We start from the raw sequence: 17,761 nt of genomic DNA on the forward strand, positions 1-17,761 counted from the left end.
AAATAAAGCAGTTCGTCGGCCTTTCATGTTCCCGTCTCGATTTATACTTTGGTCACAACCTCTCTTCATTCATAGATTAAACAAACATTCATTCGAGCCTAAAAAGACTTTCGGAACAAATATTTATATATTCGCAGGAAAAAGTCTGCAAAAAAGTATCATTCACTCGAAAATTATAGCCTAGCCGTTTTTCCAGCGTGGCGCGTAGCTTCATAGCTAAGCCTGCGGCGAGTTTGGGCTCACTGATTGAAGACTGTTCTCGCCCATTTTCAATACGACTTGAGAAGAGTGCCATGAAAGCCAAAGCCCTGGTGCTGGAGAAAAAGCGCGAGCTGTCGTTGCGCGCGATCGACCTGCCGGACCAGCTCGGCCCCGATGACGTGCGCGTGCGCATCCATACTGTCGGCATTTGCGGCAGCGACGTGCATTACTACACCCACGGCCAGATCGGCCCCTTCGTCGTCCGCGAGCCGATGGTGCTCGGCCACGAAGCGTCCGGCGTGGTGACCGAAATCGGCCGCAATGTAAGCCACCTTCATGTGGGTGAACGCGTGTGCATGGAGCCTGGTATCCCCGATCCTAACTCTCGTGCCGCCAAGCTGGGCGTCTACAACGTCGATCCCAGCGTGCGATTTTGGGCCACGCCGCCGGTGCATGGCTGCCTGACACCCGAAGTCGTCCACCCGGCGGCGTTCACCTTCGCGCTCCCCGAATCGGTATCTTTTGCCGAAGGTGCGATGATCGAGCCGTTCGCGATCGGCATGCAGGCGGTGGTCAAGGCGCGCATGCAGCCGGGGGACGTCTGCGTCGTCACCGGCGCCGGGCCGATCGGCTTGATGGTCGCCCTGGCGGCGCTGGCGGGGGGCGCCAGCGAGGTACTGGTCTCCGACCTGGTCGAGGAGAAACTGGCAATCGCCGGGCGCTACGCCGGCATCACCCCCGTTAATGTCTCGCATGAGTCGCTGCGGGAAGCCGTCGACAAGCGCTGCGGCCAGGATTGGGGCGCCGACGTGGTGTTCGAAGCCAGCGGCAGTCCCAAGGTCTACGACGACATCCTGAACTGCGCCCGGCCCGCTGGCGCGGTCGTGCTGGTCGGCATGCCCGTCGAGCCGGTCACCTTCGACATCGTCTCGGCACAGGCCAAGGAGTTACGCATCGAGACGGTATTCCGCTACGCCAATGTCTACGACCGGGCGATCGATCTGATCGCTGCGGGTAAGGTGGACCTCAAGCCACTGATCAGCGAGACCTTCGATTTCGACCAGAGCATCACTGCGTTCGAGCGCGCCGCGAGCGCACGCCCCCATGACGTCAAGCTGCAGATCACGCTTGACGCCTGAACTCGCCAGCCAGAAAGCACACTGGACCTGAACCTACCAAGAGGTGAACAACAATGACCCAGTTCAAGCGTCGCGACATACTGAAAGGAATAGGCGGACTCGCCGGCCTATCGTTGATGGGTGCAGGCCCACTGCGAACGGCCCTGGCCCAAGGCATGGCCAGCGATGAGGCCTGGAAGCAGGCCAGTGGCACCACCATCCAATTCATCTCCGAGAACACGCCGCCAACCACCGCCATCGCCGCCAACCTGGCGTCTTTCCAGGAACTCACCGGCATCACCGTCAACATCACCGAAATGCAGCTAGGTGCGCTGGTACAGAAGGTCGCGCTGGACTTCGGCGCCGGACGCAGCTCATTCGACGTAATCTATGCCGACCCCTACCAGGTGCTCGCGCCTTACCATCGCGGCCTGGTGGATCTCAACACCTTCATCAACGACGACCAGCAACCGGTCGTGCCCAAGGGCATCGAGGATTTCATCCCCTCGCAGTTGGCCGCCGCCGGCCGTTTCGAAGACAAGGAAAGCCTGTATACCCTGCCCTACGACTGCCCGACGATGATCTGGATCTACCGTCGCGACCTGTTCGAAAAATACCACGACCAGATGCAGCAGGATCTCGGCTTCGATCCGATGCCATCGGACAGCACGACCTGGGAGCAGTACTACCAGATCGCCGAGTGGTTCAGTAACGGCAACGCCAGCGAGGTCAAGTACGGCACCGGCCACCAGGCCCAGCAGTACGACTCGCTGATGTGCGACTTCTCCAACGTGCTGTTCGCCTACGGCGGTAGCTATTTCGCCAACGGCCAGCAGGTCGGCCTGCTTGGCACCGACTCGCCCGGCGCCTGCCAGTTGACCAGCGAGGCCGCGCTGGAAGCGGCGCGCTTCTACCAGAAGCTGCTCAAGATCGCCCACCCCGGCAGCACCAGTTGGGACTGGACCGGGGTTGCCAACGCCTTCCAGAACGGCGAGTTCGCGATGATGCCCGAGTGGCACGAGTTCGCCGGCGCGCTGGAAAGCTCCGATCTGCAAGGTAAGGTCGGCTACGCACCGCTGCCCAAGGGCCCGGCGCGCAGCGTCAACCTGTGGGGCGGCACCGGAATCGGCATCAACGCCAACGCCTCTGCCGAGAAGCAGAAGGCAGCCTGGCTATTCCTGGTCTGGGCGACCTCGCCGCAGACCCAGCTAATGGGACTGAAGAGCAAGGTCGGCGGCGGCACGCCCACTCGCCAATCGGTTTACGACATGCCCGAGGTCAAGGCCGCCAGTACCCCGCCCACCGATATGCCCAACATGCTCACGGCGGACACCATGCTGGTCGCCTGGCAGGACGACTACATCGGCCTGCGACCCAAGATCGCCCAGTGGAACGAGGTCGACACGGTGATCTTCACCGAGCTCTCGAAGATGCTGGCGGGCCAGATGTCCCCCGAGGAAACCATGCAGAGCGCCAAGCAGCGCATCGATCGTATCGTAGGGGCATAACTCATGGCGCTGTCGACCGGAAAACCTTCGGCACGGCGACAAGGATTCGAGCTGGCGATGATGTCGCCAGCCCTTTTCCTGCTCGCCCTGATAACGCTGGTGCCGTTCTTCTCGATCATCTGGATGAGCTTCAACGATGTCAGCCTGATGGGTGGGCTGGCCTTCGAGTTCTCGGGCCTCGACAACTGGAAGCGGGTGTTCACGGACCCGGACATCCGCTCCAGCTGGCTGATCAGCCTGGTCTACTTCCTGGCCACGGTGGGCCTGGAGATGGTCATCGGCACGATGATGGCGCTGCTGGTCTACAGTCTGACCCGGGGCAGCAACATCATCATCTCGCTACTGTTGATCCCGATGTTCATCGCCCCAGTGATCGTGGGATTGCTAGGGCGCTTCATGCTCGACCCCAGCCACGGCCTGTATGCCTGGATGCTCAATGAAACAGGCCTGTTCGACGGAAACATCCTAGGCAACGTCGGCTCGGCGATGGTCGCGGTCATCCTCATGGATGTCTGGGAATGGACGCCACTGGTCGCACTGATCGTCCTGGCGGGGCTCACCTCGGTGCCCGAGGACGTACTCGAGGCGGCCGAGATGGACGGCGCCAAGTACGCCCAGAAACTGATCTACATCATCCTGCCGTCGATCTCCAACATCCTGCTGGTGGCGCTGCTGATCCGCGCCATGGACGCGATTCGCTTCTTCGCGATCATCTTCATCACCACCAACGGCGGGCCCGCGGACTCCACCAAGATCATCCCCATCAGGCTCTATGACATCGCCTTCCGGTTCTTCGACCTGGGCTATGCCGCCGCCGTGGGCATCACCATGCTGGTATTCTCGATCATGGTCGCCACGGCATTCACTAAGCTACTCAAACGCCAGGAGAAGGTCTCATGACCACCTCCAAGCGCTGGATTCCCCTTACGTTCAAGGTCACCCTGCTGACGCTGCTGCTGGTATGGACGCTGATACCGATCATCTGGATGGTGCTATCCTCGTTCAAGCCGAACAGCGTCATTACTGCCAACACGCCACGGATCTTCTTCACGCCCACCCTGGAGCACTACGCCTCGCTGTTCAGTAGCGGCAACAGTCTTTGGCCCTACCTGCTCAATAGCCTGTTCATCGCCGGGGTCTCGACGCTGATCGCCGTGGTGCTCGGCTGCATGGCCGGCTTCGGGCTGTCGCGGATCAGAATCAGAGGCAAGCAGCACCTGGCCTTCTGGATCATCAGCACCCGTATGGCACCAATCGCCGCGGTCATCGTGCCGTTGTACCTGCTGTTTCGTTACCTCTATCTGCTCGACACCCACGCCGGCCTGATCGTCGCCTATCTGAGCTTCAACCTGCCGTTCGCTATCTGGCTGATGACCGCGTTCTTCGACGACCTACCTCCCGATTTGGAAGAAGCGGCGATGATCGACGGCGCCACCAAATTCCAGGCGTTCCGCTACGTGGTGCTGCCGCTGATGACCCCCGGGCTGGTGACCACTGCCATCCTGTGCTTCATCTTCGCCTGGAACGATTACGCCTTCGCCCAGACATTCTCCGGGCCCAGCACCCAGACGATTCCCATCGCCGCAGCGCAACTACTGACCCAGACCGGCATCGACTGGGGCAAGCTGCTGGCGATCGGCACCATCGTAGTCTGCCCAATGGCAATCGCCGGGCTGCTGGTTAAGCGCTGGCTGGTCCAGGGACTGACCCTGGGCGCCGTGAAATAAGCGGCCCTTAAACAACAGTCCTACAACAGACCGGGAGACACCCATGAACGTGATGTCGCAGTTCGACCTCAGCGGCAAGGTCGCCGTCGTCACCGGCGGCAACGGCGGGCTCGGCGAGGCGTTCGCCCATGCACTGGCGCAGGTCGGCGCAAGCGTCGCCATCGCCGCCCGCCGACACGAGCAGAGTCTGAAAGTGGTCGAGGCCCTGCAGGCGGCCGGACATCGCGCCATGGCGGTGGAGGTCGACATTACCCAGCCCGGAGCGGCGGATGCCCTGCTCGACGAGGTCGAAGCCACTCTCGGCCCGGTCGATATCTTCCTCAACAACGCTGGCGCCTGCCAGCATGCGCCAGCGCTGGATGTCACCCCGGAGCGCTGGCGGGAGATCTTCGATATCAACGTCCACGGGCTATGGTACTGCGCCCAGGCCGCCGGTCGGCGGATGCAGTCGCGCGGCGGCGTGATCATCAATATCGGCTCGATTTCGGCGATGATCGTCAACCGCCCGCAGATGCAACCCGCCTACAACGCCTCGAAGGCCGCCGTGCACCAGTTGACCAAGTCGCTGGCCGCCGAATGGGCCCCCTACAGCATTCGCGTCAACGCGCTGGCGCCCGGCTACGTCAAGACCTCGATGGCGCAGGTCGAAGACCCCCGATTCAAGCCGCGCTGGATCGACGACGCACCCATGCAGCGCGCCGCCACGCCCGAAGAGCTCGGCCCCACCATCGTCTACATGGCCAGCAACGCCTCGAGCTTCATGACCGGTTCCATCGTCGTGGTGGATGGTGGCTACACGCTCTGGTAGCCGCCAGTCGAGCACCGCCCGCCCATCAACCCCAGGAAACCGCCATGGCAACGCTACAACTCAACGACATCGTCAAGGACTTCGGTGGCACCCAGGTAATCAAGGGCGTCGATCTCGAGGTCAAGGACCGCGAATTCGTGGTCTTCGTCGGCCCCTCGGGCTGTGGCAAGTCGACCCTGATGCGAATGATCGCCGGACTGGAGAGTGCCACTGCCGGCGATATCAAGGTAGATGGCAAGCGCATCAACGAGGTAGGGCCGGCCGAGCGTGGCCTGGCGATGGTCTTCCAGAGCTACGCGCTCTATCCGCATATGACCGTCGAGGACAACATGGGCTTCAGTCTGCGCCTGGCCAAGGTGAAAAAGGCCGAGCGTCGCGAGAAGGTGCTCGCCGCTGCACGGATTCTGCAGCTCGAACCCTTGCTCGACCGCAAGCCCCGCGCGCTCTCCGGTGGTCAGCGCCAGCGCGTGGCCATCGGCCGGGCGATCGTACGCAATCCCAGCATCTTCCTGTTCGACGAACCGTTGTCGAATCTCGATGCGGCGCTGCGCGTGCAGATGCGTATCGAGCTGGCACGGCTGCACGAGGAACTCGACGCGACGATGATCTACGTCACCCACGATCAGATCGAGGCCATGACCATGGCCGACAAGATTGTCGTGCTGCAGGACGGTGAAGTCGAGCAGATCGGCTCGCCGATGGAACTCTACCACCACCCGTGCAACCGTTTCGTGGCCGGCTTCATCGGCTCGCCGAAGATGAATTTCCTCGACGTCGAGGTCCGCGAAGCAAGCGGTGAAGGCATCAACGTGGCACTGCCCGGCGGTGACTGCCGGGTACCGGTCATGGGCGACGGCGTCAGTGCCGGCGACACCCTGACATTGGGCATCCGCCCCGAACACCTCGAGCTCGACGAGCAGGGCCCGCTGGAGGGCAAGATCGTGGTCATCGAGCGGCTCGGCGGCGCAACCTCGCTGTATCTCGAGCATGGCGGCAGCGAATGGATCCTGGTCGCCGACGGGGATGTCGCCCTCCACGTACACGATCAAGTGCGCTTTTCCTTCGCTCCAACCTGCGCGCACCTTTTCAAGGGCGACGGCGAAGCGCTGACCCATCTGCATCGCCACCCGCTGGTCGATATCGATCGCCAGGAAAACCGTGCGAAGCCCGCCTGACCCAACTGCGATCGCCCTATGGCGTGTCGGCCTGCAAGGCCTCGCGCCGAATGCGCCAATCTTCCAGCGCCATACGCGCTCGGGCACGCTGCGCCTGATCCTCCAGATCCCGTGACGGCGACGTCGTGGACGCCAGCTCATCGTCCGACCAATGATAATAGGTAGGATCGGTAAGGCTCGTCACCGCACCCGCCTCGCTGACCATGACGCCCTGTCCGCCATCCTGGTGATTGAATGTCAGCGCCATCGGCGATGCTTGCGGCGTATACAGATCGCGTCCCATCCATGGCACCTGCGCGTCGGAAAGCGAATGCGCCCATAGCGTCGGGAAGATATCCCGATGACTGATCCAATCGTCCTTCTGCGCCGTGTCGCCCTTGCGATAGTCCGGCGGCACCCACATCAGGATCGGCACGCCGAATTGATCGAACAAATCATGCGCGTCGGGATACTGCATGAGGGAGCGCGTATTGTGATCGCCGGTCGCCGCGAACAGCGTGTGGTCCATCAACCCATCGGCATCAAGACGGTCGAGGAAACGCCCCATGCTGTCATTGGCATATTGATAGGTCTCGAGAATCGAGGTGCCGAAATCGGGCGAGACGGCCAGATCGTCGCCCAGCCGCGAAACATCCAGGGGCGCGGGGTCGTAGTCCTCCGGAATCTTGTAGGGCGGATGAGTGGTGATCGATAGCATCACCAGCATCAACTTTTCGTCGTTGGCCTCGGCTTCTTTCAGCAGTTCCTCGCCGTAGCGGAACATCCACTCATCAAAGAGTCCCCAAGTGCTGCCCTTGGCCTCAGGGAAGCGCTCGCGGATTGCGCTCTCGCCCAGCACCTCGTCGAAGCCTTGACGCTTGAGCGCATCGTCGAGATTGCGCCACTGCGCCGAGCCCGAGGTCAGGAACACGGTGCGATAGCCCGCGCGCTCATAGGGCAGTACCGTCGACGTCGAATACTGGCGATAGCCATAACGACTCTGCGTCAACGGGCTGATCGGCGTATCCAACAGCAGCCCTTCCAGAGTGGGATGCGTGCCGTTTTCGGCCGATAGCGCATGGGGGAAGTAATCCGCCTTTTCCTGCATCCAGGGACGCAAGTGACCCAGCAGATCGTTATCCTCGGCGTCGTCGAAGTCCAGTGGATGACGCCCCCAGCTTTCCATCAAGCTAAACACGACATGCGGCGATTTCTCTTCTGCAGCGGGTCGCTCGGGGGTTGTCTCGGTCATATGCTCGAGAACCGCCTGTGAGGTATCGGCCTGCGACCAGCCAAGCACTTCTGCCGCCTCCATGGGAGAGTCGAACCCATAACGCGCCAAACCCGACTCCGGGTCGTCGCCAATCTGATTGACCTGACGCTCCTTCCAGGCTAGATAAAGCGCCTGCGGCCCACTAGGCACCAGGTCGTTGACGAAGGCATTCGACGACACTGCCATGTGCATCTCGCGCAACGGAAAGGTGCCCAGAGTGCCACGTCCTAACCCAATCAACGCCACCCAGGAAACGACCACCAACAGGGTGGCCCAACGCCATCCCAGCCGGCGCCGCGCACGCCGATGGCCACGCCGCATCAGCGCGACCTGCGTCCCCGTCATGCCGACCAACACGATCACCAGGGGAATTAACGGGTAGTCACTCCAGATTGTCTGCAGCACCGCCTGGGTGTCGTCTTCGAACAATCCGAAGATCAGAGAATTGATCGGGCCCTGATAAAAGGTGAAGAAGAAATGATTGATCAACGCCAGAAGATTGACAAGGACCATGATCACGATGGCCCAGACCAGCCACAGGCGACGCCAGCCAGACAGGAAGACGCGCGGTAAGAGTAGCAGTGCCGTCGCAACAACCAGCCATGGCCCCAGGAGAACCGCCATGATCTTGGCGTCGAAACGTAACCCCATCCAGAAGGCTTGCAGCAGCTCCTCGCCCGAGACATCGAGCGAAGACGGCGCGTTCAGTTGCCACAGCAAGATACGCATCAAGGTCAGGGTCACTACCCCGATCAGCCCCATGCGCCATAGTTGACGGTTAATTTCACGCCAGTGCTGCCAGCGCGAAACGGTCACGGAATCGTTATGCATAGGTCATCTCGACTTGGTAAGCGCGCACACTATACCGGCCCTGATCAACGCTGACGAGTTCACCTGAGCAGCCCACCACATCATGAAAAAGCGCGCGGCCGACGCCGCGCGCTCATCTACATCTTCCGAACCACTCCAGACGGTTCATCAGGGGCATGGGCCGCTTTGCAGGTTGGCCTGGGTCACATTGCTGCCCGACTCCACGCTGCGCGTAAGCCATACGTTACCGCCGATGATCGAGCCCTGGCCGATGGTGATGCGTCCCAGGATGGTCGCCCCGGCATAGATGACCACGTCGTCCTCGACGATGGGGTGGCGCGGCAGGCCTTTTTCCAGATGGCCGCGCTCATCCGCCGGGAAGCGCTTGGCACCCAGTGTCACCGCCTGATAGAGACGCACGTTATTACCGATGATTGCGGTCTCGCCGATGACCACGCCAGTCCCATGGTCGATGAAGAAGCCCTCGCCGATGGTAGCCCCGGGATGGATATCGATCCCCGTATCCGAATGCGCGATTTCCGCGATCATTCGCGCCAGCAACGAGAGATCTTCCTGGTAGAAGTAGCTGGCGATACGGTGATGAACCACCGCATGCACTCCCGGATAGCAGAGCAACACCTCATCGACGCTACGCGCCGCCGGATCACCATGGTAGGCCGCCATCACATCGGCATCGAGCCGACGGCGAAGCCCGGGCAGATCGGCCGCGAACCCCTGCACGATCTCCACCGCACGCGCCTGGGTGTCGCCGGCATCGCGACCCAATTGCCGGGCGATATACTTCAGCTCCAGGCACACTTCGTGACATAGCGCATTGAGGGTGGCATCCAGCGTGTGGCCGATGTAGAAGTCCTCGCTTTCGCGGCGCAGATCGCTAGGCCCGAGACGCATCGGAAACAATGCTCCGATCAAGTCGTCGGTAATGACACGAATGGCACTCCGCGACGGCAGTTCACGACAGCCACGTTCGCGCGAACGACCATGACGCTCGCGCCAGGTTTCGCGGGTGGCTCTCAGTTGCGTCACGATTTCCTCAAGCTGCCAATCGACGTTATGCATACCTCAGCGTGTCCTCAATGAATGCGAGTGCCTCATGATAAGCCGCCTCATGGTCGAGTGCGACCTCGGTGTCGCAACAAGTGATGCATGTCGTCGCCACGCACTCTGCACCGTAATGGCACCATGCAAAATGCCCTTCCCCGTAGGCGGGAAAGGGCATGCGAGACATTCGGCATGCGCGGCTCAGTGCCCCAATAGCGAGCGGACGTCTTTCGCCTCCCAATGCGGGAAATGCTTACGCACCAAGGCATTGAGTTCTATTTCGAAGGCCTGCCAATCAACTTCGCCGGTACTCGTACCAGCACCCTCGGCGGCGCCACGCACCATCCCCGCGCCCACGGTGACGTTGGTCAGCCGGTCGATGACGATGAAGCTGCCGGTACCGGGGCTCACACGGTAATCGTCCACCGGCAGCGTGCCGGCTACTTCGATGCGGCAGCGGCCGATGGCATTAAGGCCCAGTGTGTCGGCAGCGTGATGCTCGAGCGTGTTGACGTCGACCTGATAGTCGATCTGGCTCACCTTGCCGGCGAGCCCCCGGGTGGCAAGCTTGAGATCGTAGAGCTTGCCGGGCTCCAGAGCGGTGTCGTGCATCCACACGATGTCCGCCTCGAAGGCGTCGGCCAGCGGCACCTCGGCGTCGGCGGCCACCAGCCAGTCGCCCCGCGAGATGTCGATCTCGTCGTCGAGCGTGACGGTGATCGCCTGCCCCGGATAAGCCACCTCGAGATCGCCGTCGAAGGTGACGATGCGCGCGACCGTGGAACGCTTGCCCGAGGGCAGCACCTTGACCGCCTGACCGGGCCGCAGAATGCCGGCCTCGAGCGTGCCGCAGTAACCGCGGAAGTCGAGGTGCGGGCGATTGACGTACTGCACCGGCAGGCGCAGATCCGTCAGATTCTGATCGTGGGCGACCTCGATGGTCTCGAGCAGCTCGAGCAACGGCGTCCCGGGTTGGCCATCGACGCCATACCAGGGCATGTTCTCGCTGCGATTGACGACGTTGTCGCCTTCCAGCGCGGAGAGCGGCACGAAGTGCAGGTTAGGCGCATTGAGCTTGGCGGCGAAGTCGCGATACTCGGCGACGATCTCGTCGAAACGCGCCTGGGAATAGTCGACCAGATCCATCTTGTTGACCGCGATCACCAGGTGCTGGATGCCCAGCAGGTCGGCGATGAAGCTGTGCCGCCGGGTCTGGGTCTGCACGCCGTGACGCGCGTCGATGAGAATCACCGCGAGACTGGCCGTGGAGGCCCCGGTGGCCATGTTGCGAGTGTACTGCTCGTGGCCCGGCGTATCGGCGATGATGAACTTGCGCTTATCGGTGGAGAAATACCGATAAGCGACATCGATGGTAATGCCCTGCTCGCGCTCGGACTGCAAACCATCCACCAGCAGCGCCAGATCGACCTTATCGCCGGTGGTCCCGCTGGTCTTGGAGGCCTGGGTGATGGCGGCGAGCTGGTCCTCGTAGATCATCTTGGAATCGTGCAGCAGCCGCCCGATCAGGGTCGACTTGCCGTCATCGACGCTCCCGCAGGTGATGAAACGCAAGAGATCCTTGTTTTCATGCTCGTGCAGGTAGGACTCGATATCGTCGGCGATCAGCGATGACTGGTGGGACATGATCGTGTCTCTCGTTATCGTTGGGGTGAGACAAACTGCGAGCCGCGAGCATCGGGCTGCGAGCAGGTCGTACACACCGCAATGGGGAAGTCTGGGTTAACGCTTTTCATAGCTCGTAGCTCGTAGCTCGTAGCTCGTAGCTCAGGGCTAGAAATAGCCTTCCCGCTTCTTGCGCTCCATGGAGCCCGCTTGGTCTTTGTCGATGGCGCGACCTGAGCGTTCGCTGGTCTTGGTCAGCAGCATTTCCTGGATGATCTCGGGCAGCGTGTCGGCGTGGGATTCCACCGCGCCGGTGAGCGGGTAACAGCCCAGCGTACGGAAGCGCACCCATTTTTCTTCGGGGACTTCGCCTTCTTCCAGCGGCATGCGCTCATCGTCAACCATGATGTCGACGCCGTCGCGCTCGACTACCGGGCGCGGGGCGGCGTAGTACAACGGGACGATGGGAATCGATTCGAGGTAGATGTACTGCCAGATATCCAGCTCGGTCCAGTTGGAGAGCGGGAACACGCGAATCGACTCGCCCTTGTCGATCTTGCCGTTGTAGATGTTCCAAAGCTCCGGGCGCTGGTTCTTGGGGTCCCAGCGGTGGTGCTTGTCGCGGAAGGAGTAGACACGCTCCTTGGCGCGCGAGGCTTCCTCGTCACGGCGTGCGCCGCCGAAGGCGGCATCGAACCCATGCTTGTCCAGCGCCTGCTTGAGCGCCTGGGTCTTCATGATGTCGGTGTGCTTGGCACTGCCGTGATCGAACGGGTTGATACCGGCGGCACGGCCCTCTTCGTTGATATGCTCGATCAACTCCATGCCCACCTCGTCCGCCATGCGATCGCGGAACTCGATCATCTCGCGGAACTTCCAGGTGGTGTTGACATGCATCAGCGGGAACGGCGGCGTGCCAGGATAAAACGCCTTGCGCGCCAGGTGCAGCATCACCGACGAATCCTTGCCGATGGAGTACAGCATCACCGGGTTGGCGAACTCGGCGGCCACCTCGCGGATGATACGGATCGACTCCGCCTCGAGCTGCTTCAGGTGAGTCTGGCGTTCGGGGGTGATTTCGGTCATAGAATATCCGGAAATTCAGATTCAATGGCGGTGGGGAGAGCTCGTGACCCGCCGCTCTACGCATCATGGTGCTCACGGTACCCAGAGACACATGATAACGTCAAAGAATTAAGAACTATTTTTTAAGCACGATTCAGAATAAAAGAGCTCGAACGTGACGTCTACGGGCTCAAGGGTCGACACGCTCAACCCAAGTCGACAACCGCTGCCCTTCCAGATCGACGATCCGAAAGCCGGGGCGTGACGCTTCGTCGAGCGTGAAATCGTCTCGCCGGGGAAGAAACTGATCGGCGGTGGCGGGACAGCCGTAAACGGCAATGTCGCCATGGCGTGCCGCAAAGGCCTGGTGAATATGCCCACACAGCACCGCCCGCACCTGGCCGTAGGCGGCCAGCGTCTGCCATAGCGCCTCGCGATCCGCCAGTCCCAGCGCATCCATCCACGCCGAGCCGATTTCCAGCGGCGGGTGGTGCATAGCCAGCAATATAGGGCGGTCGTCTTCCTCGAGCCGCATGGCAAGGTCCTGCAAGGCGGCTTGGCCCAGCTCTCCGCCCGCCTGACCAGGCACGCGGGAATCCAGCAGCAATAGGCGCCACTCACCGAGGTCGAGTTCGTCATGGAAAGGATGCAGTTCTTCCATGAATTCGGGATGGTCGTGATTGCCGGTCATCCAGAACCATGGGCACTCGAATTCGGCAAAGACCTCGAAGGCATGGCGGTACGCGGCTGGGGATTCGTCATGACCGATATCGCCGCTGACCAGCACGATGTCCGGACGCAACCGCCGTGCCTCGGCAACGACCGAACGCAACTGGCGTAGCGGGTACCCGATGCGCGAGCGCGCCTCGGGATTGGCGCAGAGATGGCAATCGCTGATCTGGATCAAGCGCATCAAGGCAGCTCCGGCACGTCCACGGTCAACCCGTGTGCCAACCCATGTTCCAGCCATTCCCCCAAGAAACGATTGAGCTGCAGTTTTTCATCGGGCTGATGCATGCGCGCGTTAGGATAGCGATAGCGGCCATGGAAATGCCGTTGGCGCTGAAAGTCGGTGACTTCCGCCATGCGCGCATCGTGATATAAATGCACGAGCATGCGTGGCGACTCGATAATGCCATCCAGCACGCCACTCTGGGAAACACGGCAAATGGTGGTGTAAGGCGCGCATTCGAGCACTTCCAGCCATAACGAACCAAAACGGCGATGCTCGCCGGCCAGCGCGACCTCGCGTGTTTCTCCGGCGCCCATGTCACCGAGCAGTCGGCTCAGGCGCAGGTAGTTGGCCGTGCATTCGCCTTGCAGGGACTTGAGGTCGTTGACATATGCCGCTTTCGCCATCCTCTACCTCCTTGCCCGTAGCGAGGCGCGCTCACGCACCAGCCAATTCAATGCAATCAGAGACATCGCGTTATCGATGATGCCCTGCTCGAGAAGCGACCAAGTCTGGGCAAAGCTCAGTACGTGGACCTGAATATCTTCGTTTTCACTCTCGAGACCGTGCACGCCGCCCACGCCGTCGCTATCCACCAGCCCGCAGAACAGGGTGACCCGTTCGGTGCACGCGCCGGGGCTCGGATAGTACGTATACAGCTCGATCAATTCGCCGATCTCACAGCCCGCTTCTTCCATGGCTTCACGGCGGGCAACCTCGGCGGTGGTCTCGCCCGCGTCGACCAACCCTGCCACGGGCTCCAGCTTCCAGGGGCTTAGCGGATCGTCCAACGCGCCGGCACGTATCTGTTCGACATGTACCACGCAATCACGCTGCGGATCGTAAAGCAGCACGCCGACCGCGTCGTGGCGCACATGGACTTCGCGGATGACCCGCTCACTCCAGTGGCCGTCGAAACGGCGATGTCGATAATGACGCCGCTCGAGGCTGAAAAATCCCGATTGCAGCGTTTCGTCGAAGCGCTCCTCGACCGACTCGTGTGCATAACGCGGCGCGTAGGGATGAGCCTGTTCAGTCATGACGCCTCCTGACAGTAAAGCCATGAACGAGGCGACACGTCGCAAGGCGCATCGCCCCGGTACACGGGCACAATGCGCCTCATTATCCCGACGCGGCATGGCAATGCCAACCGCGCCGGCGCTCTTCTATGACAATTCGTGCACTAGCCGCCGCGCTTTCTCTCGCAACGCCTCGTCCGAGGCGCGCCCCTCGCGGGCCTGGCCGTCGACGGCCTGCTGCGCGTGGCGCCGTGCCTCGGCGTGGCGCCCCTCGTCACGAAGATACGTGGCATAGAAGTAATGAGTGTCGATGCCATCGCCGCGAATTTCCAGCGCACGCTGCAACAGTTCACCGGCCTTGTCGTCGTCGCCGAACGACACCGGCCAGCCCGGCGCACGATCATAAAGCGCCCCCAGCGTCACATAGGCGGCGCCATCATCGCCACGCGGATCGAGCTCGATGGCACGCTCCAGCGCCTGGCGTGCGCGTTTCGCCAGATCAAGCGCCCCGAGACCGCCCTTGGCCTGGGCGTACGAGGCAAGAATCACGCCTTCGGCCGTCAACACATGCGCGTTGTCGGGATGTGCCTCGGCGAGCGTCTCGGCTTCCTGCGCCAGGCTTGCCAGCGCCTTTTCCTGGGCCGCGCCCTGCATGCCGTATTCCACGTTCCCCCAACGCGACATCAGCGGATATACACCGTCCGGCGAGGCATCGGCCCAGGCCAGAGCGCTACTGAACACGCCGATCAAGGCGACGCACAAGACAGCATGAAGACGGGCCGGTATGAGACGACTGCGTCGACGTCTTCCCACGACATGACGAACCTGCATGACGACCTCCTGGCGTGCTGCACTATTGTGATGATAGGTATGCTTACTCATCTCAAAATGTAACGAACGTTTGAATTAATCGCTAAGTCGATTCGTCGTAGTTCGCGTTGTAGTGTCGACGAGCCTCGCACCGAACAGTGGGGTTGGCGTACCGGCAAGGCTTGCGTAGGGTAAGCATTCCACGCTCTGGAGGTAGGCATGAAAGGCCGTAACATGACCCGCTGGCGCGATCCTGCCAAGGACCCGCGTCAGGAAAAGAAGAGCCCGCTGATCACGGCACAAGGCTATGCCCGACTCAAGGGCATCCATGAGCATCTTTCCCGCGTCAAACGTCCCGCGCTCTCCACCAAGGTCGGCGAAGCCGCCGCCCAGGGGGATCGCAGCGAGAACGCCGACTACACCTATAACAAGAAAGAGCTAAATCGTGTCATCGCACGCATTCGCTATCTCGGCAAACGCCTGGATGAAGTGCAAGTCGTCGACCGCCTGCCCGCCGACACCTCACGGGTCTACTTCAGCGCTTATGTGACGCTCGAGGATGAAGACGGCGAAGAACTAGCGATCCGCATCGTGGGCCACGACGAAACCGACACTGACAAGCACTGGGTCAGCGTCGACGCCCCACTCGCCCGTGCCTTGCTGGGCAAAGGGCTCGACGAAGACGTCACCGTCCAGGCACCGGGTGGCGACACCACCTACGTGATCACGGATATCGCCTACGCCGACCCCGATCATGAAGCCTAACGCTGCTGCCCCCGGTGTAACTTGATGATGCAAGGACTTATAACTCCGGCGTCGACATCGCCATCCCGGACTGAGTAGACTGACCCCCGCACCCAGCAGCCGGCTCCAGTCGGCGCCGCTGTGCTACGTCCCAGCGAGGGCATTGCATAGGTGACTAAGCGGCAAGCATCACTTGACGCGTCGGATGAAACCGCCTCCAATTTGGATGTTATTTTCTTCCTGCCACGCCTGTGACTGACGGATAGCCTCATCGATCTGCTCCTGGGTCATTTTTTTAGCGATGCGCTGTTTGCCTTCAGCGCCAGCGGTGCCGCTGAGATCGTAATATTTGTAGGCTTTGACAAGGTCCTTTTCAGTGCCCTTTCCATTTTCATAACTCTCAGCCAATGCCGGAAATCCGGCTCTATTTATTTTCTCAAATTCATTGAGAACCGCTTTTTTTAACCATGTGAAATATTTTCTATCATCCTTAGAAACACCGACAGCCCTGTTGTACATGAGTGCAAGCTGCGCAGCAGCTTCTCGATCTCCAGCGTTACCAGCTTTGCTTAGCCAGTAGATACCTTTTTCGACGTCGTAAGAATAGAGTTTTTCCCATTTCTTGCCCACATAGGCCAGGCCCAGCATGCGTTGCGCCAGGATGTAACCTTCCTGTGCCGTTTGAGCTGCCAGCTCTCGTGCCTTGTCGATATTCTTGACTGTACAGATCCCATTGTAATACATGGTGGCCAGAGTATAACCAGCATCAGCAACACCTTTGTCCCAAGCAGATTGCAAAAGGTCGATGGATTTTTTGCAGTCCTTCTTAATATTGAACTCTGGCGCTCCTCTTATATGAAATAATCCTAGGAAGAATTTTTTCCGGCTCACGTCGGGGGTAGACAAATCTTTAACGCTTTCCTCCGAGAGCTTATCGATTGCGGCATTAAGCGCTTTTCCCGTGGGATCCTGAAACAGTATTTCCGCCTGTACAGCACAACTGGATAGAAACAGCACTATCATAAAAGCCAAGCGTTTCATTCAGCCCTCTCCCGTTCATTCCCTGAGTCTTCTATTTTTATAGTCAAAGTATCGCCCTTGAGAGAACGTATATCATAAGACCTAAAGTCGATATTTAGATCCACCAACGAGGTCAATACGTTTTTCGCGTATACCTTCGACCATTCCGCCACGTAGGTACTGTCTTTTAGCGTAAAGTCAAGCTGGCCACTTGGTTCGCTACCTTGGGTTGTGCTGTACTCCGGTTTAGCTTCGGCAACCAGCATTTCATTATCTCGGTTTTTTATAGTTCCAGTTAAAGATTACTTCTGGTTTATTTTGCGGCGCAAGCTGAAGCACCAACTCCATGGTATCCAACTTCGGCACTCGAACCTTCAGGTTGATTTTGACCAAATCCTCGACACGCTCCTCCTCTTCTCTGCGTGCCTCTGAATCGATACTGAACCCCAGATACCCACCGTTACTTGAACTAGAATCAAAATATCTCGTGGGATCGGGCGCCGCCGGCTCCCACGACAATTCCACCACCACCCCCTGAAAGACCATCGCCAGCGAGCTCTGTTCCGAGGCCAGGTCGCCGAAAGGCTGTACCTGGCTGGCGTGGTGGCCGACCAGGCTACGATCGATCCACATCTGTACCGAGGGCGCGACCAGGGTGACCAGCCAGTAGCCGAACAGCAGGGTCACAAGGCCGACGAACAGGCCGACCACTAGGCCCACGGTGGCACCGAAGCCGATCACGAGAAGGGTGGCGATGCCGCCCAGCACACCGATGCCGCCCATGATCATGCCATGCTCGGCGCTGAGGGACCGGCCCAGCCGCGAGGCATGGGCGGCCTCGGTGAGTTTCTTGATGCCGTCCCAGAT

At 60.5% G+C, this 17,761-nt stretch carries 17 protein-coding genes; 7 read left to right on the forward strand and 10 right to left on the reverse strand.

Annotation, left to right across the window (positions count from 1 at the left end; translation table 11 throughout):
* Nucleotides 1–293: 293 nt before the first annotated feature.
* Genes L1073_RS15660 through L1073_RS15685 form a run of 6 tightly spaced genes read left to right on the forward strand, consistent with a single transcriptional unit; the run spans nucleotide 294 to nucleotide 6,537 of the window.
* Nucleotides 294–1,340, forward strand: a complete 1,047-nt coding sequence (locus L1073_RS15660) for an NAD(P)-dependent alcohol dehydrogenase (protein WP_246900804.1) — start codon at nucleotides 294–296, stop codon at nucleotides 1,338–1,340.
* Nucleotides 1,341–1,393: 53 nt separating this feature from the next.
* On the forward strand, nucleotides 1,394–2,827 hold the full coding sequence (locus L1073_RS15665; RefSeq protein ID WP_246900806.1) for an ABC transporter substrate-binding protein: 1,434 nt from the start codon (nucleotides 1,394–1,396) through the stop codon (nucleotides 2,825–2,827).
* A 3-nt stretch (nucleotides 2,828–2,830) separates the two neighbouring features.
* Complete coding sequence (locus L1073_RS15670; RefSeq protein WP_246900808.1) at nucleotides 2,831–3,727, forward strand: carbohydrate ABC transporter permease; 897 nt, start codon at nucleotides 2,831–2,833, stop codon at nucleotides 3,725–3,727.
* On the forward strand, nucleotides 3,724–4,554 hold the full coding sequence (locus L1073_RS15675) for a carbohydrate ABC transporter permease (RefSeq protein WP_246900810.1): 831 nt from the start codon (nucleotides 3,724–3,726) through the stop codon (nucleotides 4,552–4,554). Before L1073_RS15670 ends, L1073_RS15675 begins: the two co-directional genes overlap by 4 nt.
* 43 nt (nucleotides 4,555–4,597) lie before the next feature.
* On the forward strand, nucleotides 4,598–5,362 hold the full coding sequence (locus L1073_RS15680) for an SDR family oxidoreductase (protein ID WP_246900812.1): 765 nt from the start codon (nucleotides 4,598–4,600) through the stop codon (nucleotides 5,360–5,362).
* Nucleotides 5,363–5,406: 44 nt separating this feature from the next.
* The gene (locus tag L1073_RS15685; protein WP_246900813.1) at nucleotides 5,407–6,537 is read left to right on the forward strand and encodes an ABC transporter ATP-binding protein; all 1,131 of its coding nucleotides are present in this window, start codon (nucleotides 5,407–5,409) and stop codon (nucleotides 6,535–6,537) included.
* 16 nt (nucleotides 6,538–6,553) lie between these two features.
* On the opposite strand, the gene L1073_RS15690 is transcribed toward L1073_RS15685, so the two are convergent.
* The 8 genes from L1073_RS15690 to L1073_RS15725 all read right to left on the reverse strand — a co-directional run bounded on the left by L1073_RS15690 (nucleotide 6,554) and on the right by L1073_RS15725 (nucleotide 15,151).
* The gene (locus tag L1073_RS15690) at nucleotides 6,554–8,620 is read right to left on the reverse strand and encodes an LTA synthase family protein (protein ID WP_246900815.1); all 2,067 of its coding nucleotides are present in this window, start codon (nucleotides 8,618–8,620) and stop codon (nucleotides 6,554–6,556) included.
* 147 nt (nucleotides 8,621–8,767) lie between these two features.
* The gene (gene epsC / locus L1073_RS15695) at nucleotides 8,768–9,679 is read right to left on the reverse strand and encodes a serine O-acetyltransferase EpsC (RefSeq protein WP_246900817.1); all 912 of its coding nucleotides are present in this window, start codon (nucleotides 9,677–9,679) and stop codon (nucleotides 8,768–8,770) included.
* 183 nt (nucleotides 9,680–9,862) lie between these two features.
* The gene (gene cysN / locus L1073_RS15700) at nucleotides 9,863–11,305 is read right to left on the reverse strand and encodes a sulfate adenylyltransferase subunit CysN (protein ID WP_246900818.1); all 1,443 of its coding nucleotides are present in this window, start codon (nucleotides 11,303–11,305) and stop codon (nucleotides 9,863–9,865) included.
* A 147-nt stretch (nucleotides 11,306–11,452) separates the two neighbouring features.
* Nucleotides 11,453–12,370 carry a sulfate adenylyltransferase subunit CysD gene (cysD, locus tag L1073_RS15705; RefSeq protein ID WP_246900820.1) on the reverse strand — a complete coding sequence of 306 codons (918 nt, stop codon included), beginning with the start codon at nucleotides 12,368–12,370 and terminating at the stop codon, nucleotides 11,453–11,455.
* 169 nt (nucleotides 12,371–12,539) lie between these two features.
* Complete coding sequence (locus L1073_RS15710; protein WP_246900832.1) at nucleotides 12,540–13,262, reverse strand: metallophosphoesterase; 723 nt, start codon at nucleotides 13,260–13,262, stop codon at nucleotides 12,540–12,542.
* Nucleotides 13,262–13,708, reverse strand: coding sequence for a DUF1249 domain-containing protein (locus tag L1073_RS15715; protein ID WP_246900821.1), 447 nt, complete (start codon nucleotides 13,706–13,708; stop codon nucleotides 13,262–13,264). Before L1073_RS15715 ends, L1073_RS15710 begins: the two co-directional genes overlap by 1 nt.
* Nucleotides 13,709–13,711: 3 nt before the next feature.
* Nucleotides 13,712–14,341 (reverse strand): NUDIX domain-containing protein, encoded by a 630-nt coding sequence (locus L1073_RS15720; RefSeq protein ID WP_246900823.1) that lies wholly within the window; start codon nucleotides 14,339–14,341, stop codon nucleotides 13,712–13,714.
* Between the two features lie 126 nt (nucleotides 14,342–14,467).
* The gene (locus L1073_RS15725) at nucleotides 14,468–15,151 is read right to left on the reverse strand and encodes a TRAP transporter TatT component family protein (protein WP_246900825.1); all 684 of its coding nucleotides are present in this window, start codon (nucleotides 15,149–15,151) and stop codon (nucleotides 14,468–14,470) included.
* A 198-nt stretch (nucleotides 15,152–15,349) separates the two neighbouring features.
* Between L1073_RS15725 and greB the strand changes: the two genes are divergently transcribed.
* Entirely contained in the window at nucleotides 15,350–15,895 is a 546-nt protein-coding gene (gene greB, locus L1073_RS15730; RefSeq protein ID WP_246900826.1) for a transcription elongation factor GreB, read from the forward strand.
* A 168-nt stretch (nucleotides 15,896–16,063) separates the two neighbouring features.
* Here the strand turns inward: greB and L1073_RS15735 are convergent, their stop codons facing one another.
* Both L1073_RS15735 and L1073_RS15740 read right to left on the reverse strand, forming a co-directional pair.
* A complete protein-coding gene (locus L1073_RS15735) occupies nucleotides 16,064–16,915 on the reverse strand; it encodes a tetratricopeptide repeat protein (protein ID WP_246900828.1) in 852 nt (283 codons plus the stop codon).
* A 249-nt stretch (nucleotides 16,916–17,164) separates the two neighbouring features.
* Nucleotides 17,165–17,761: hypothetical protein (locus L1073_RS15740; protein ID WP_246900829.1), on the reverse strand; the 597-nt coding region annotated here is incomplete at its 5' end.

The organism is Chromohalobacter nigrandesensis (genome assembly GCF_023061285.1).
Classification (GTDB): domain Bacteria; phylum Pseudomonadota; class Gammaproteobacteria; order Pseudomonadales; family Halomonadaceae; genus Chromohalobacter; species Chromohalobacter nigrandesensis.

Coding starts and splice junctions, on each gene's coding strand:
- L1073_RS15660 (WP_246900804.1), top strand. CDS start 294: ATGAAAGCCAAAGCCCTGGTGCTGGAGAAAAAGCGCGAGCTGTCGTTG.
- L1073_RS15665 (WP_246900806.1), top strand. CDS start 1,394: ATGACCCAGTTCAAGCGTCGCGACATACTGAAAGGAATAGGCGGACTC.
- L1073_RS15670 (WP_246900808.1), top strand. CDS start 2,831: ATGGCGCTGTCGACCGGAAAACCTTCGGCACGGCGACAAGGATTCGAG.
- L1073_RS15675 (WP_246900810.1), top strand. CDS start 3,724: ATGACCACCTCCAAGCGCTGGATTCCCCTTACGTTCAAGGTCACCCTG.
- L1073_RS15680 (WP_246900812.1), top strand. CDS start 4,598: ATGAACGTGATGTCGCAGTTCGACCTCAGCGGCAAGGTCGCCGTCGTC.
- L1073_RS15685 (WP_246900813.1), top strand. CDS start 5,407: ATGGCAACGCTACAACTCAACGACATCGTCAAGGACTTCGGTGGCACC.
- L1073_RS15690 (WP_246900815.1), bottom strand. CDS start 8,620: ATGCATAACGATTCCGTGACCGTTTCGCGCTGGCAGCACTGGCGTGAA.
- epsC (WP_246900817.1), bottom strand. CDS start 9,679: ATGCATAACGTCGATTGGCAGCTTGAGGAAATCGTGACGCAACTGAGA.
- cysN (WP_246900818.1), bottom strand. CDS start 11,305: ATGTCCCACCAGTCATCGCTGATCGCCGACGATATCGAGTCCTACCTG.
- cysD (WP_246900820.1), bottom strand. CDS start 12,370: ATGACCGAAATCACCCCCGAACGCCAGACTCACCTGAAGCAGCTCGAG.
- L1073_RS15710 (WP_246900832.1), bottom strand. CDS start 13,262: ATGCGCTTGATCCAGATCAGCGATTGCCATCTCTGCGCCAATCCCGAG.
- L1073_RS15715 (WP_246900821.1), bottom strand. CDS start 13,708: ATGGCGAAAGCGGCATATGTCAACGACCTCAAGTCCCTGCAAGGCGAA.
- L1073_RS15720 (WP_246900823.1), bottom strand. CDS start 14,341: ATGACTGAACAGGCTCATCCCTACGCGCCGCGTTATGCACACGAGTCG.
- L1073_RS15725 (WP_246900825.1), bottom strand. CDS start 15,151: ATGCAGGTTCGTCATGTCGTGGGAAGACGTCGACGCAGTCGTCTCATA.
- greB (WP_246900826.1), top strand. CDS start 15,350: ATGAAAGGCCGTAACATGACCCGCTGGCGCGATCCTGCCAAGGACCCG.
- L1073_RS15735 (WP_246900828.1), bottom strand. CDS start 16,915: ATGAAACGCTTGGCTTTTATGATAGTGCTGTTTCTATCCAGTTGTGCT.